13 protein-coding genes are annotated in these 14,201 nt (G+C 71.3%); 8 read left to right on the forward strand and 5 right to left on the reverse strand.

Annotated elements, in window-relative coordinates; translation table 11 throughout:
• Positions 1 to 129: 129 nt before the first annotated feature.
• Positions 130 to 1,704: a S8 family serine peptidase gene (locus ACYU8V_RS07490; protein ID WP_460846338.1), complete on the forward strand. Its 1,575-nt coding sequence runs from the start codon at positions 130 to 132 to the stop codon at positions 1,702 to 1,704.
• Positions 1,705 to 1,758: 54 nt separating this feature from the next.
• Here ACYU8V_RS07490 and ACYU8V_RS07495 read toward each other — a convergent pair whose 3' ends face one another.
• Together ACYU8V_RS07495 and ACYU8V_RS07500 are read right to left on the reverse strand one after the other, a co-directional pair.
• Positions 1,759 to 3,558: a hypothetical protein gene (locus tag ACYU8V_RS07495; RefSeq protein ID WP_460846340.1), complete on the reverse strand. Its 1,800-nt coding sequence runs from the start codon at positions 3,556 to 3,558 to the stop codon at positions 1,759 to 1,761.
• A gap of 244 nt (positions 3,559 to 3,802) precedes the next feature.
• Positions 3,803 to 5,371: a hypothetical protein gene (locus ACYU8V_RS07500; RefSeq protein ID WP_460846341.1), complete on the reverse strand. Its 1,569-nt coding sequence runs from the start codon at positions 5,369 to 5,371 to the stop codon at positions 3,803 to 3,805.
• Positions 5,372 to 5,480: 109 nt separating this feature from the next.
• Here ACYU8V_RS07500 and ACYU8V_RS07505 point away from each other — a divergent pair, with 109 nt between their 5' ends.
• A complete protein-coding gene (locus tag ACYU8V_RS07505) occupies positions 5,481 to 6,728 on the forward strand; it encodes a glutamate-5-semialdehyde dehydrogenase (RefSeq protein ID WP_460846342.1) in 1,248 nt (415 codons plus the stop codon).
• Positions 6,729 to 6,742: 14 nt separating this feature from the next.
• Here the strand turns inward: ACYU8V_RS07505 and ACYU8V_RS07510 are convergent, their stop codons facing one another.
• From ACYU8V_RS07510 to ACYU8V_RS07520, 3 genes are read right to left on the reverse strand one after another with little or no spacing between them, the layout of a single operon-like run.
• A complete protein-coding gene (locus ACYU8V_RS07510; protein ID WP_460846344.1) occupies positions 6,743 to 8,161 on the reverse strand; it encodes an MFS transporter in 1,419 nt (472 codons plus the stop codon).
• Positions 8,158 to 8,589, reverse strand: coding sequence for a MarR family winged helix-turn-helix transcriptional regulator (locus tag ACYU8V_RS07515; RefSeq protein ID WP_460846346.1), 432 nt, complete (start codon positions 8,587 to 8,589; stop codon positions 8,158 to 8,160). The genes ACYU8V_RS07510 and ACYU8V_RS07515 overlap by 4 nt, the downstream gene beginning before the upstream one ends.
• 45 nt (positions 8,590 to 8,634) lie before the next feature.
• Entirely contained in the window at positions 8,635 to 9,486 is an 852-nt protein-coding gene (locus ACYU8V_RS07520) for a DMT family transporter (protein WP_460846348.1), read from the reverse strand.
• Positions 9,487 to 9,589: 103 nt separating this feature from the next.
• Here ACYU8V_RS07520 and ACYU8V_RS07525 point away from each other — a divergent pair, with 103 nt between their 5' ends.
• From ACYU8V_RS07525 to ACYU8V_RS07550, 6 genes are all read left to right on the forward strand, one after another.
• Positions 9,590 to 10,276 carry a CDP-alcohol phosphatidyltransferase family protein gene (locus ACYU8V_RS07525; protein WP_460846349.1) on the forward strand — a complete coding sequence of 229 codons (687 nt, stop codon included), beginning with the start codon at positions 9,590 to 9,592 and terminating at the stop codon, positions 10,274 to 10,276.
• Positions 10,273 to 10,749 carry a hypothetical protein gene (locus ACYU8V_RS07530; protein WP_460846350.1) on the forward strand — a complete coding sequence of 159 codons (477 nt, stop codon included), beginning with the start codon at positions 10,273 to 10,275 and terminating at the stop codon, positions 10,747 to 10,749. Before ACYU8V_RS07525 ends, ACYU8V_RS07530 begins: the two co-directional genes overlap by 4 nt.
• Positions 10,750 to 11,124: 375 nt before the next feature.
• Positions 11,125 to 11,745, forward strand: coding sequence for a nicotinate-nucleotide adenylyltransferase (gene nadD / locus ACYU8V_RS07535; RefSeq protein ID WP_460846353.1), 621 nt, complete (start codon positions 11,125 to 11,127; stop codon positions 11,743 to 11,745).
• Positions 11,742 to 12,104 (forward strand): ribosome silencing factor, encoded by a 363-nt coding sequence (gene rsfS / locus ACYU8V_RS07540; protein ID WP_460846355.1) that lies wholly within the window; start codon positions 11,742 to 11,744, stop codon positions 12,102 to 12,104. The genes nadD and rsfS overlap by 4 nt, the downstream gene beginning before the upstream one ends.
• A complete protein-coding gene (locus tag ACYU8V_RS07545) occupies positions 12,104 to 12,727 on the forward strand; it encodes a histidine phosphatase family protein (RefSeq protein ID WP_460846358.1) in 624 nt (207 codons plus the stop codon). The genes rsfS and ACYU8V_RS07545 overlap by 1 nt, the downstream gene beginning before the upstream one ends.
• Before the next feature lie 89 nt (positions 12,728 to 12,816).
• Positions 12,817 to 14,142 (forward strand): hypothetical protein, encoded by a 1,326-nt coding sequence (locus tag ACYU8V_RS07550; RefSeq protein ID WP_460846360.1) that lies wholly within the window; start codon positions 12,817 to 12,819, stop codon positions 14,140 to 14,142.
• Positions 14,143 to 14,201 lie beyond the last annotated feature (59 nt).

Consider the following 14,201-nt stretch of genomic DNA (forward strand, 5'->3'; position numbering starts at 1 on the left):
TCCCGGACCCGCGACACGCTCGGACGGTTTCGTGCGAGCTGCGCGATTCGGCTGACGCGACCCCTCAGTGTGTGCATACCCGGGTCGATGCTCCGGTCGAAGATCCATCCCCCGGAGGCTGTCAGTCCTGTGTCCAGAACATCGCGCCCGTCCTTCCTCCGCGCCCTCCGCGGGATCGTTCTCGCCCTCCTGGCCGCGGCGACGCTGCTGATCGGCACCAACGGTGCTCGGGCCAGCGCCGACCTGGGAGGCGCGACCCGCCTGGTCGTGGGCTATCGCGCATCCGCGACGCCGGCCGGGATCCGGGCGCTCGACCGCAGCCTCGGCGCCACGGAGCGGTCGGCCATCGGAGCGTTGCGCGCCCGGGTGGTGACCGTCCCCTCCGACCGGGCGGCCGCGGTGCTCGCCCGCCTCCGCGCCGACGCGACGGTGGCGTACGCCGAGGTCGACGGCACCGAGCTCCCCACCGACGTCACGCCCGACGACCCCTACTTCCCGACCGGCGCGGGCGCGCTGAGTGGCGGGGAGTGGGGCAGCGTGAAGACCCAGGCGCCGACCGCATGGGGGACCACCACCGGCGCGAGCAGCGTCGTCGTCGCCGTGATCGACAGCGGCGTGGTGGCGAGCCAGAGCGACCTCGCGCCGGTCCTGGTCCCCGGCTGGAACGTCCTGACCGGCACCGCGGACACCGCCGACACCTTCGGCCACGGGACCGAGGTGGCGGGGGTCGCGGTGGCGGGCTCCAACAACGGCCAGGGCGTCGCGGCGTACTGCTGGCAGTGCCGGCTGATGCCGATCAAGGTCTACAACAGCACCGGTGCCTACAGCAGCGACATCGCCAGCGGCATCACCTGGGCCGTGGACCACGGTGCCCGGGTGCTCAACATCAGCATGGCCGGCACCACGGCCTCGAGCGTCCTCGCGAGCGCGGTGTCCTACGCGAACGCGCACGGCGCCGTGGTCGTGGCGGCCGCCGGCAACAACGGCAACAGCACGGCGACGTACCCGGCGTCGATCCCCGGTGTGATCTCGGTGGCGGCCACCGACCAGACCGACACGCCGTACTCCTACTCCGACTACGGCTCCTGGGTCGACGTCGCCGCGCCCGGCTCGACGGTCACGACCCTGCCCAACGGTGCGTACGGCGCCGTCGGCGGCACCTCGATCGCGAGCCCGGTGGTCGCCGGCATCGCGGGGCTGCTGCTGTCCTCGGTGCCGACCGCGACACCCGCCGACGTGGCGAACGCGCTGTTCACCACGACCGACCCGATCGCGGGGAGCAAGCCGATCGCCTACGGACGGGTGAACGCGGCGCGGGCCATCGCCGCCCTGACCGGGTCGAGCACGCCGCCCCCGCCGGCGCCCTCACCCTCCCCGACGCCCACGCCCACCCCGACGCCCACCCCGACCCCGACGCCCACCCCGACCACCACCACGACGTACAGCGGCAGCCTGACGCGGACGGTGACGAAGCGCTCCTACACCGTCGCCGCCGGTGCCGGTACGACGACGGGCACGCTGTCGTTCGGCAAGTGCTCCGCCTTCTCGCTCAGCGTCGCGACGTCCTCGGGCTCGGTCCTCGCGCAGGCGAGCGGCCCCACCGGGCTGACGGTCTCCACGACCGTCCCGGCCGGGACCTACGTGTGGACCGTGAGCAGCTCCTGCAAGGTCTCCTTCACGCTGTCGGTGACGGCGAGCTCCTGACATGCGCCGGTAGGGCCCCGTCGGCGAGGCCCTACCGGGTGTCACTCGGTCAGATCACGCGCCGAACGCGACCTGGTTGTTGATCGCGTCGAACGTGTCCTTGGCGAGCTCCTGGGTGGACTTGACCTGTCCGTACCAGACGCTTCCGCCGATGTTCGACCGGCTCGCGGCGTAGGCCAGGAGCTGGCTCACCGTCATGCTGGTCGCTCCGCCGAACGCCGGGCCGGCGTTGATGTAGGCGGTGCAGCTGAGCGGGTTCTTGCAGACCTGGGTGAGGTCGATCGAGATCCCGCCGATCGGTGCCGGGGCGCCGATCTTGTTGCCGCCGAGCGCCGGGTCGCTGAAGTACACGTCCAGTGCCGTGGAGAGCATCTGGGCCTTCAACATGGCGTTCATGGACGAGCCACTGGCGTTGGCAGCCTTGATCACGTTGGTGACGTAGGTGGCCATGCCGGTGGCGTTGGTCGCGGTGATGTCCCCGAACGGTGCGTAGGTCTTGAGCCAGTTGATCAGAGCGGGCTCACTGGCGGCCTTGATGATCGCCTGGCCGTTCTTGTTCTGCCAGAACCCCATCGTGAGAGCACCGGTCCTCGCGGCCCCGCACACCATCACGGTCTGCGACGCACTGCCGGTCGTGCCGCTGGTGTCCGTGGTGAACGTGGCGGTGTTGTCGTAGGACAGGCAGTCGTGTGCCGGGACCGGCACCGTGCGCGCGTAGGTGAAGGTGGTCGGGCTCGGGTCGGTGGCCGTCACGGTGCCGAGCGTCCCGGCGTAGGTGTCGGTCACGTTCACCGCGTCGTCGATCGCCGTCTGGGAGAAGGAGATCGCCGAGAAGGTGAAGTCGGCCGAGCCGGCCGTCAGGTCGGAGCCGTTGGACAGCGTCTGCGCGCCCCAGGTGGCCGTGGCGGTGTTGTCCAGCTGGCCGGCGGGCAGGCCCGCGAGGTGGCAGGAGTACGGGAACAGGTTGTCGAACGCCGTGAGCGTCAGACCACCGCTGGTGTCCACCGTGCAGACGGTGCCGTCGGACAGCTGGTCACTGATGCCGCTGATGGTGAGGGGCACGATGTTGAACGCCGAGTCGAAGTTCGGGTTGGAGACATCGATCGTCCCGGAGACCGTCACGTTGCTGTTGGTGCCGGCGTCGTGGGTGACCGACACCGTGTAGTTGAACGTCGCGGTTCCACCGACCTGCTTCACCAGCGTCTTGTCGACGTCCTTGGTGATGCCCCAGTTCCACGTGGTGTCGTAGGCGCCGCTGGCGTCCTTGACGACCGTCGGCTCGGACGCGGGCGGGTTCGGGGGCGGGTTCGACGCCCGCACCTTGAAGGCGTCGTACTTGCAGTCGCTCGGCTTGACCGGGTAGCCGTTGGCCAGCGAGCAGACCGCCAGGTTGTAGACCCCGCCCGGGTTGCTCGTGTCGGCGTACGGGAAGAGCTGGAGCTCGTTGTTCTCGAGGACGTGGTCGCCGAGGTTGGTGATGGTGCCGCCGGCGATGGAGAACGAGCGGGCGCCGTACGGGTCGCTCGTCGAGAGGTTCTTGGCGCCACCGTCGTTGGGGTCCGCCTGACCTCCGGGCTCCAGTACGGCGAAGAAGTACGTGCCGTCGGCCAGCGACGTCGGCAGTCCGCTGAACCAGACGTCCTCCTTGGACTGGTAGAGGTTGCAGTTGACCGGGTCGCCCGACGGGCCGTTGAGACAGGCGCCGTTGCCGGTGCTCGCCGTGATGTTCGTCGTGGTCGAGACGGCGTGGGTCACGGGCGTCGACGCACGTGCCGCTCCGCCGTAGATCCCCGTGCCGAGACCGAGAAAAGCCATGGACGCCACCGTGGTGACCGAGACCAGCGTCCTCCTCATCCGTTGCTTGTTGTCGGGCATGACTGCCCATCCCCTTGTTGTGTTAGTAGGCCTCCCGCATCGGCCGAGTCCCGCGGCTCACACCGACGGTAAGACGGCCCGGGGACCGCGGGAAGGTTTTCGGGGGCCAGCGGATGTGCGGCCCGTCTGACCAGCGGAAATCAGGAGGGACTGGTATGTACCAGTCCCTCCTGACGGATCACCTCACCGGCACCTCACCGGCACCTCACCGGCAGCTCGTCGGTCAGTCGTCGCCGTAGTAGGCGTAGCCCGGGTCGTCGACCAGGCCCACCTTCGCGATCCGGGTGATGGTGCGGTGGTCGGTGCGGCCGCCGATGCAGACCTTGCGCTTGGCCTGGTTGTTGGTGGTGTCGGACTCGATCAGGGTCCGGGCGCCGGTGGTCGCGTTGACGACCGGGTTGCCCTCGACCCACACGTTGTAGCAGCCGTTCGGCAGCTTGCGGAGGTCGAAGGACTGGCCGGCACGGAACTGCGCGTAGGTGTCGCCCCAGCCGGCCGCCAGCACCTCACGCGTCGACAGCGAGGTGTAGTCGCCGCAGGCGGTCGAGAGGTCGGTGTTGCTCGGGTTCATGTCCGCACCCGGGCCCGCCAGGTCGATGGCGTCGGTGTTGGCCAGGCAGAAGGCCTCCTTGCGCGAGTCGACGCCGCCGACGTCGTGGGCGTGGCCGGAGGGCTGCGGCGTCACGCCGAGGGGGAGCATCGAGTACGCCGCGAACGACTTGAAGTGCCAGTGCAGGTGCGTCGGGCGGGCGTCCCACTCGAAGGTGCCGACCTTGACGTAGTCGGGCAGCTGCTTGCCGTCCGCGCCGTAGAAGTACTGGTAGCCGTCCATGGTCAGGTCACCGGTGCGGAAGCCGTCGACGACCATCGGCGAGGTGCCGCCGTTCCACACCGTGGCCGAGAACTGCAGGAAGTTGCCGCTGGGCGAGATCCGGAAGCCGGTCGCCGGCAGTGCGCGGAGATCCGGGAGCGGCGTGCCCGCCGGCAGCTCGGCCGCCGTGATGGCGCGCTGCGCGCTGGGGCGTACGCCGGACGGCTGGGCCAGTCGCGGAGCGATGCGGGGCGCCGTACGGCATCCGCGGGCGGCGGTGCGGTCGACCACGCAGCCGCCGTCCTGCTTGACCGTGATCGTGGTCGTGGCGCTCCGGTTGGCGACCGGGATGTGCAGGGCCTTGGCCCACATCGGGTTGATCCTGATGGCGACCTGCCAGCGGCCGGTGGGGACGCGGACGTTCAGCCCGCCCCACTGGTCGGTCACCGACGCGGCGTACCCCTGCTGGATGCCCATCAGCGACCCGAGGGCGAAGGGGTTGTAGGAGCACTGGGTCGGGTAGTCCGACTCGCCCGGTGCCGCCGGGTCGACGCGGTCGGCCTGCTGGCCGATGCACGAGTCGAACTTGTGGAAGAACGCCGGGTGGGTGTTGGTGCCGAGCGGCGTGAACTTCATGTAGAGGAACGAGCCGAGCGCGTTGAACGTGACCGGCAGGTCGGTGGACAGGGGTACGTCGACCCCGCCCAGCCGCTCGAAGGCCTGCAGCGGGGTGGTGTAGTCGGGGCGCGTCACGCGCACCTCGAAGGGGCCGCCGGAGTTGATCATGCGGACCCCGAAGCCGCCGTACACGCTGTTGCCGTAGGTGTAGATCGTCTGCTTGGCGGGCGCGGACAGCTTGAGCACCGGGGGAGGCGCGGTGTCGGCGCGGGCGGCCGGGGTCGTCAGTCCGCCGATCCCGATCGACGCGAGGGGCGTGCAGAGGGCGAGTGCGCCGGCGGCGACGCGGAACCTGAGGGACATGCGGATCCTCCGATGGAGCGAATGGGGTGCCGGCCCGAGCGGCCGTCTGCCGACTGGGACGCGCGAGCACGCCGGGAGGTTGCGCGCTGCGAGCAACTAATCTGTGGGGGTGAGTACCGCCGCTGACGTGATCGACGTCGCCCGCAACGCCCGCACCGCCTCGCGCACCCTCGCGCTGGCCACCCGGGCCCACAAGGACCGCGCGCTGCACGCCATGGCCGACGCCCTGACCGACCGGTCCGCGGAGATCCTGGCCGCCAACGCCGAGGACGTGGCGCGCGCCGAGGAGGGCGGTACGCCCGCCAACATCATCGACCGGCTGCGGCTCACGCCGGAGCGGCTGGACGGGATGGCCCAGGGCCTGCGCGACGTCGCCGGCCTGGCCGACCCCGTCGGCGAGGTCGTGCGCGGCGGCGTGCTCGCCAACGGGCTGGAGATGCGCCAGATCCGGGTGCCGTTCGGCGTGGTCGGGATGATCTACGAGGCGCGCCCCAACGTCACCGCCGACGCCGCCGGCATCTGCCTGAAGTCCGGCAACGCCGTGCTGCTGCGCGGCTCCTCGTCGGCGCGGTCCAGCAACGCCGCGCTGGTCGCCGTGATGCGCGACGCGATCGTGGCCAGCGACCTCCCCGCCGACGTCGTCCAGCTCGTCCCGGGCGACAGCCACGACAGCGTCAAGGCGCTGATGCGGGCGCGCGGGTACGTCGACGTGCTGATCCCGCGCGGCGGTGCCGGCCTGATCCAGTCGGTCGTCGAGGAGTCGACGGTCCCGGTCATCGAGACCGGCGTCGGCAACTGCCATGTGTACGTCGACGCGGCGGCCGACCTGGACAAGGCGCTCGCCATCGTGATCAACGCCAAGACCCACCGCACGTCGGTGTGCAACGCGGCGGAGTCGCTGCTGGTGCACCGCGACGTGGCGGGGGAGTTCCTGCCGCGGATCACCGCCGCCTTCCAGACCGCGGGCGTCGTGGTGCACGGCGACGCGTCCTTCCAGGAGCTCGGCGCGGAGGCCGCGACCGACGACGACTGGGGCACCGAGTACCTCTCGATGGACATCGCCGCCCGGGTGGTCGACTCCATCGACGAGGCGATCGAGCACATCCAGACCTGGTCCAGCGCCCACACCGAGGCCATCGTCACCGAGGACCAGGGCGCCGCCCGGCGGTTCGTCGCGGAGGTCGACTCGGCGGCGGTGCTGGTGAACGCCTCGACCCGCTTCACCGACGGCGGCGAGTTCGGCTTCGGCGCGGAGATCGGGATCAGCACCCAGAAGCTGCACGCGCGGGGACCGATGGGCCTGCCGGAGATGACCTCGACCAAGTACGTCGTGATCGGGGACGGCCACATCCGCTGACGCGGGCCTACGGCTCAGGCGGCGCCCAGCGCGGCCGCGGCGCGGTCCCGGGTCCGGATCGCCACGGCGCTCGTGGTCACCAGCGCCAGGGCGAGGATCGCCAGGCCGCAGCCGAGCATCAGCCACCACGCGGGATGCGAGGCGTCCGCGAGCCCGGTCGACGCCGCGCCGTGCAGGTGGCCGTAGGCGATCGTGGGGAGGACCGCCACGCCCAGCGAGACGCCCACCTGCCGGCTGGTCGAGGCGATCGCCGCGGCGACGCCTGCCTGGGCCCTGGGCATGCCGGACACTGCCGCGTTGGTGATCGGCGCGTTGAGCATCCCGAAGCCGATCCCGAAGGCCAGGTAGGCCACGCCGAGGTAGGCCATCGGCGTACCGCTCTCGACGCGGAGCAGCATCAGCGCGCTGAGCGCGATTCCCGCGCCGGCCACGACCATCGGCACCCGCGGGCCCACGGCGCCGACGATGCGGCCCGAGATCGGCGACATGACCGCGGTCGCGCTGGCCATCGGCAGCGTCATCAGCCCCGCCTGGAGCGGGGAGAGTCCCCGGACGTCCTGGAGGTAGAGGGTGTTGAGGAACAGGAAGCCGCCCATCGCGCAGAAGCCGAGGATGGCGCTCAGCACCGCCCCGCTGAACGGGATGCTGGCGAAGAAGCGCGGGTCCAGGAGCGGTTCGGTACGCCGCAGCTCGTAGCCCACCAGCATCACGACCGCGACGCCCGCGGCGGTGAAGCAGCCGAGCACGGTCGTCGAGCCCCAGCCCAGCGAGCGGCCCTCGATGATCGCGTACGTCAGCGAGGCGAGCAGGCCGACGACCAGCACCTGCGCGACCGGGTCGAGCCGACGTACCCGATCGGCCCGGGACTCCGGGACGAACACCGCCGTCAGCGCCAGGGCGGCCACGACGACGGGGATGTTGAGCCAGAAGATCGCGCGCCAGCCGACCGCGTCGACGAGGACGCCGCCGAGGACCGGGCCGAGCGCCATGCTCAGCCCGACCGTCGCGCCCCACAGGCCGATCGCCTGGGCGCGCTCCCTGGGCTCGCGGAAGGTGTTGGTGATGATCGACATGGCCACCGGGTTGAGCATCGAGCCGCCGACGGCCTGGACCGCCCGGGCCGCGACCAGGAAGCCGGGGGTCTGCGCGGCCGAGCACAGCAGCGAGCCCAGGCCGAACAGGACGAGGCCGGTCTGGAAGACGCTGCGCCGTCCGAGCCGGTCGCCCATCGAGCCGGAGAGCATCAGCAGGCTGGCCAGGACCAGCGTGTAGGCGTCGATGACCCACTGCAGCTCGCTCCCGGTGGCGGCGAGGTCGCGGCTGATCGAGGGGAGCGCGAGGTTCACCCCGGTCGCGTCCACGCCGACGATGAACAGGCTCATGCAGCAGATGGCCAGGACGCCCCTGCGCCGGCCGTGGGTCATCTCGGTCATGACTCGGCCGCCTCGCGCATCTTGTCGATCAGCCGGGCCAGCTCGCGCCGCTCGGCCGCGGTGAGGGTGGCTACCGGCGCCGGCACCACGTCGGGAAGGGTGCGCAGCCGCTCCATCAGGCCGCGGCCCTCGTCGGTGATGGTGACCAGGCGCTTGCGCGCGTCGTCGGGATGGGCGACCCGGGCGGCGTACCCGCGACGGACCAGGTCGTTCACGATCCCCGACATCGCCGGGGCGTCGACGTGCATGGCCTCGGCGAGCTCGCGCTGCGAGAGCGCCCGGTCCTCGACCCGGCGCAGCGCGCGGTAGCGGCTCCACGGCATGCCGCTGGCCTCCTGGAGCAGGGCCGGGGCGAGCATCTTGTGGTCCATGACCAGGCCCATCAGGCCCATCCAGACCGCGAGCGGGTCAGGGCTGGTTCGTCGCATGAAATGATTGTATGACAACAACTGTATGTGGACAAGGAACGGCGCTCAGGCGACCGCGACCGGGGCCGGAGCGGGGGAGTCGGCCGGGGCGCCGGCCATCCGCACCAGCACGCGCCCGATGACCGCCGCGCAGGCGAGCGCGACGGCGATCCGCCAGGGCGAGGTCTGCACCGACTCGTGCAGGACGGTCACGCCCAGGGCCACGGTCAGCAGGCAGTTCGTCACGTTGAGGACCGGCATCGAGGCCGCCAGCGGGCCGGCGCCGTACGCGACCTGGTTGACCGCCAGGCCACCGACCCCGCAGCCCACCACGGCGTACGGCAGCCAGACCAGGGGGAGTGCCGCGAGCGGGTGGGAGCGCAGCCACAGCTGGGTGGCGTCGACGAGCACGGCCATCAGGGCGAACAGCACGCCCGAGGCCAGGCCGAGGGCGGCGGCGCGAGTGGCCGGCCGGCGTACCGCGCGGGAGAGGACGGCGGCGAGACCCGCGAGGCCGACCCCGGCGGCGGTGGCGAGGAACAGCGCCGTCGGGTCGGGCGCCGTCCGCGCGGGCCGCGGGGCCGCGGCCAGCAGGAGCAGGGCGAGCGCGGCGACCGTCGCCGTCGCAGTGCGTACGTCGCTCCACCGGGGCCGGGTCCGCGCCACCAGGTCGCGCAGCGGGAGGGCCGCGACGACGCCCACGACCACGACGGGCTGGACCAGGCTGATCGGGCCGTGGCGGAGGGCGAGCGCATGCGCGGTGAAGCCGACCGGCCCGAGGGCGAGCGCGAGCAGCCAGCGCGGCCGGCGCCACACGCCGCCGAGCGGCGACTGGCCCGCCACGTGGTGCTGGATCGCGGTCGAGAGCCCGGTCGTCGCGGCACTCGCGAGGGCGAGGCAGACCGCCGGCCAGATCACGTCCCGAACGGTAGGGACGCGAGGTGGATCGACGGTGAACGGTGCGTGGATGTCGCGGGGGGAGGGTCCGTCCGTCGTACCCGCTCGGGGTAGGTTTCCGCCCATGGCGGGCACCAATGAGCGGATCATGGCCGACCCCGCGAGCGAGCGTCTCTTCACCGGTGCCACGATCATCACTGCGGTCCGGATCGTCATCACCCTGGCGATCGCGCTGTGGGCGGCGCACGAGCAGTCGCTGACCTGGATGTGGATCGGCCTGGTCTCGCACTGGATCGGCGACAGCCTGGACGGCGAGTGGGCCCGCTGGTTCGACTGCGAGACGCGCATCGGCGCCGTCGTCGACATGATGTGCGACCGGCTGGCGTGCGGCGTCCTGTACGGCGGCCTGGTGTGGCTGCAGCCGAAGGGCTGGCTGTTCGACCAGGGTCACATGACCCTGATCGGCATCCCGATCGGGATCTACCTGCTGGAGTTCATGGTCGTCGACATGTTCCTGTCGACCGCCTTCCTGGCCTGGCCGATCCGCAGCCCCAACTACTTCTGGGTGATCGACAAGCGGATCTACCTGTGGAACTGGTCGCGCATCGGCAAGGGCGCCAACTCCGGTGCGTTCGCGGTCATCCTGCTGTTCAGCGGCTGGTGGTGGCTCGGCACGATCATCGCCGTCGGCCTGCTGGCCGTGAAGTGCGTGTCGCTGCGCTGGCTGCTCCAGCTCGGACTCCCGATCCCGGACCGCCCGATCCCCGAGCACCTGCCCGCCGAGATCCGCGACCGGATCGCCACCGCATGATCCTGGTCTGGCTGACGACCTGTCTGTTCAGCCTGGCGTCGGCGCTGCTGCCGTTCCTCCCCATGGAGGTCTACATCCTCGGTGCGGGGGCCAAGTACGGCGACAGCACCGGCGCCGCCATCTCCCTCGGCATCGCGGCCGGTGTGGGCGCCACCTTCGGCAAGATCATCTGGTACGAGCTCGCCCTGCACGGCAGCCGGCTGCCCTGGGTGCAGCGCAAGATGTCGAAGCCCAAGATCGCCGAGGCCTATGCCCGTTGGACGACGCGGATGCAGGGACGCCCCTGGTACGCCGCCACCATCATGTTCATCGCCGCCTCGGTCGGCATCCCGCCGCTGCTCGCGATGGCGGCCGTCGCGGGCTTCCTGAAGATGCCCCTGTGGGTGTTCATCCCGACGGTCGTGGTGGGCCGCAGCATCCGCTTCGCCCTGCTGTTCATGGGCGTCGACGTCCTCCACGTGCTGATTGGATAGCATCAGCGCCATGCTCGCGCTCGAGATTGACCCGTGGATCGTCGGTGGTGGCTTCCTCCTCGTCCTGCTGCTCCTGCTGGGGGCCCTGGTCGCCTTCGGTGGCGGTCGCGACCACACGTGAAATTGGCCGAGCGTGTCGCCGCGGACGCTCCCTCGCCGGGTTTGCGACTCTCGGCTCCTTCGGTCGCTGGCGCTCCCTTCGTCGCCTCGCGCCGCAAACCCGGCCTCGGTCGCTGCGGCGACACGCTGCCGGCCCGCGGTTGGCTTGCGTAGGTCCTGCCTTGGTCTGGCGGCAAGACTTCCGGCCCGCAATGGTCTGCGTAGGTCCTGCCTTGGTCTGGCGGCAAGCCTTGGGGCGTCCCGCTGCCGGCCTGAGTGGTCGGTGACCTGGTGAGCGCCCGGCGTCGTGTGGGGGTGATGGGTGGGACGTTCGACCCGATCCACCACGGGCACCTCGTGGCCGCCTCGGAGGTCCAGGGGTGGCTCGACCTCGACGAGGTCGTCTTCGTGCCGACCGGTCAGCCCTGGCAGAAGGCCGAGCGCCGTGTCTCGCCGGCCGAGCACCGCTACCTGATGACGGTGATCGCCACCGCCGCGAACCCGCGGTTCACGGTGTCGCGCGTCGACATCGACCGGCCCGGACCGACGTACACCATCGACACGCTGCGGGACCTGCACGAGCAGCGGCCGGACTCGGACCTGTTCTTCATCACCGGTGCGGACGCGCTGGCCAACATCGTCACCTGGCGCAACGCCGACGAGGTCTTCGACCTCGCGCACTTCGTGGGGTGCACCCGGCCGGGCGCGGAGCTCGCGCCGGAGGTCGTCGATTCGCTTCCGGGCGAGAAGGTGACGATCCTCGAGGTGCCGGCGCTGGCGATCTCGTCCACCGACTGCCGCGAGCGACAGGCGGCCGGGCAGCCGATCTGGTACCTGGTGCCCGACGGCGTCGTCCAGTACATCGACAAGCACCGCCTCTACCCGGGAGACCCATGACCGCCACCGACTTCGCCGTCGGCCTGATCGAGGTCGCGGCCCGTGCCGCGTCCGACAAGCTCGCCACCGACCTCATCGCCTTCGACGTCAGCGAGCAGCTCGCCATCACCGACGCGTTCCTGCTCGCCTCGGGCTCGAACGACCGCCAGGTGAAGGCCATCGTCGAGGAGATCGAGGACCGGGTCCGCGAGGTCGGCGCGAAGCCGATCCGCCGCGAGGGGGAGCGGGACGGGCGCTGGGTGCTGCTGGACTTCGGCGACATCGTCGTGCACGTGCAGCACGAGGAGGAGCGGCAGTACTACGCCCTCGAGCGGCTCTGGCGCGACTGCCCGACCATCGCTCTTCCCGACGACCTCTGATGGCCGGGACGCCAGGGATGCGCCGGCTCGTCCTGCTGCGGCACGGGCAGACGGCCTGGAACGCCGAGTGCCGCATCCAGGGACAGATCGACTCGCAGCTCGACGCGGTCGGGCTCGCGCAGGCCGCGGCGGTCGCGCCGATCGTGGCCGCCCTGAAGCCGACCCTGCTCTGGACGTCCGACCTGTCCCGCGCCCGGCGTACCGCCGAGATCGTGGGGGAGGCCTGCGGGCTGGCCCCCGTGCCTGACGAGCGGCTGCGGGAGTACACCCTGGGACGCTGGGAGGGATCGACCCACCAGGAGTTCGCGACCGCCGACCCGGCCGGCTTCGAGCTGTTCCGCACCGGCCGCTGGGACGAGCTCGCCGACGCCGAGCCGCCCGAGGCCGTCGCCAAGCGCTTCACCGCCTGCCTGGGCGACCTGGTCGACGCGCTGGGGCCGGGCGAGCTCGGCGTCGCCGTCGCGCACGGCGCCTCGATCCGCACCGGCCTGGTCGCCTGGCTGGGCTGGACGCCCGAGGCCGCGTCCGCCTTCTGCGCCCTCACCAACTGCGCGCGGGTCGAGCTGGCCGAGCGGGAGAACGGCGGCTGGGCGGTGGCGGCGTACAACATCGCGGCCCCCTAATTCGTGCATTGGCGCGGCCGGAGGGCCGTGCGAATCTGGGATGTCGCCCCCGGCGATCGGCCAGGGCGTCTGCCCCTTGGAGATCCCAGATGAACCGTTCGATCAGCAAGCTCCTCGTAGTCGCGGCGACGGGTGTCGTCGTCATCGGCCTCGCGCCGGCCGTCGCCACGGCAGCCTCCTCGCCGGCGGCTCCGCCACCGTTCGCCGGTGACCCCGCGTCGGCGCGCAGCGTCGTCCTCGATGGTGGTGCCAAGGTGCTGCCGACCAGCCGTACCGTCGCGCACTGGTACGGCCACAGCCTCGACCCGAGCAACGGGATCGACTACTCGTACAACATGGTCGGGGCGGACCCGAACAGCTGCTCGGGAAGCGGTTGCGACGTCACCGTCCAGGTCGACATCACTCCGGTGGTGGTCAAGATCGCGGGCCAGACCTTCGACGGGAACAGCGTGCTGGAGCCCACGCTGTCCTCGCCGCTGTTCCAGAACAACGACTACGGCACCACGCCGGCCGCGACCGCCGCGGGGAACTTCCCCGGCGTGCCGCAACAGGTCCGCGGCCCCGGCGGAGCGCTCTCGCAGGAGGACGCCGGCGTACCGCTGCAGCTCGAGGACGCCACCATGCGGGCCCAGTTCGACCGGACGGGAGCCAGTCCGTACCACCTGCGGCTGCACGCCAACCTGCTGCCCGCGGTGACGATCACGGTTCCCCAGCAGCAGGGCACGCTCCTGCTGAGCGGTCGCGGCGTCACCATCGCGGCCCTCAACGCCACGTGGTGGGCGGGCCAGATCAACAACCTGGAGACGACGGCCGACCCGACGCACCTGCCGCTCTACCTGACCGACGACGTGCTGCTCTACACGAACAACGACGTCAGCACGACGGGCATCATCGGCTTCCACGGGACGGGTGCGGCGGGCCTCAAGAAGGGCTACGGCAAGAACCAGGGCAACGGTGCGGTGCAGACCTTCGCGTGGGCGTCGTACCTCAGCCCGGGGGTGTACGCCCGACCCAACGGCGGTACGTACTGGGCCCTGCAGGACATCCACGCGATCAGCCACGAGATCGCGGAGTGGGCCGACGACCCGTTCGTCAACAACTACGTGGAGCCGTGGCTGACGCCGACCGCTCCGCAGTACGGCTGCACCAACGTCCTGGAGACCGGCGACCCGGTCGTCGGGATCGGCTTCGCCATGGGCACCAACACCTTCCGCCAGGGCCCGAACCCGAACGGCACGGTGAGCTCGGACGGGTACTACCACCCCGAGGACGAGGCGCTGCTGCCGTGGTTCGTGCGATCGCCGTCGAACGCGACCGGCTCGGAGCCGAACCAGAGCGGCGCGGGCGGCCGGTACACCCTCATGGGCGACCTCAACCCGTTCCAGGGCTTCCGCCAGCCCGCGACGGGCTGCTGAGGGACGTCCGCAGCACCGGATCCGATCGGTCCGCCCGGCCCCCGCGAGGGCCGGGCGGG

Source organism: Nocardioides ultimimeridianus (genome assembly GCF_054777895.1).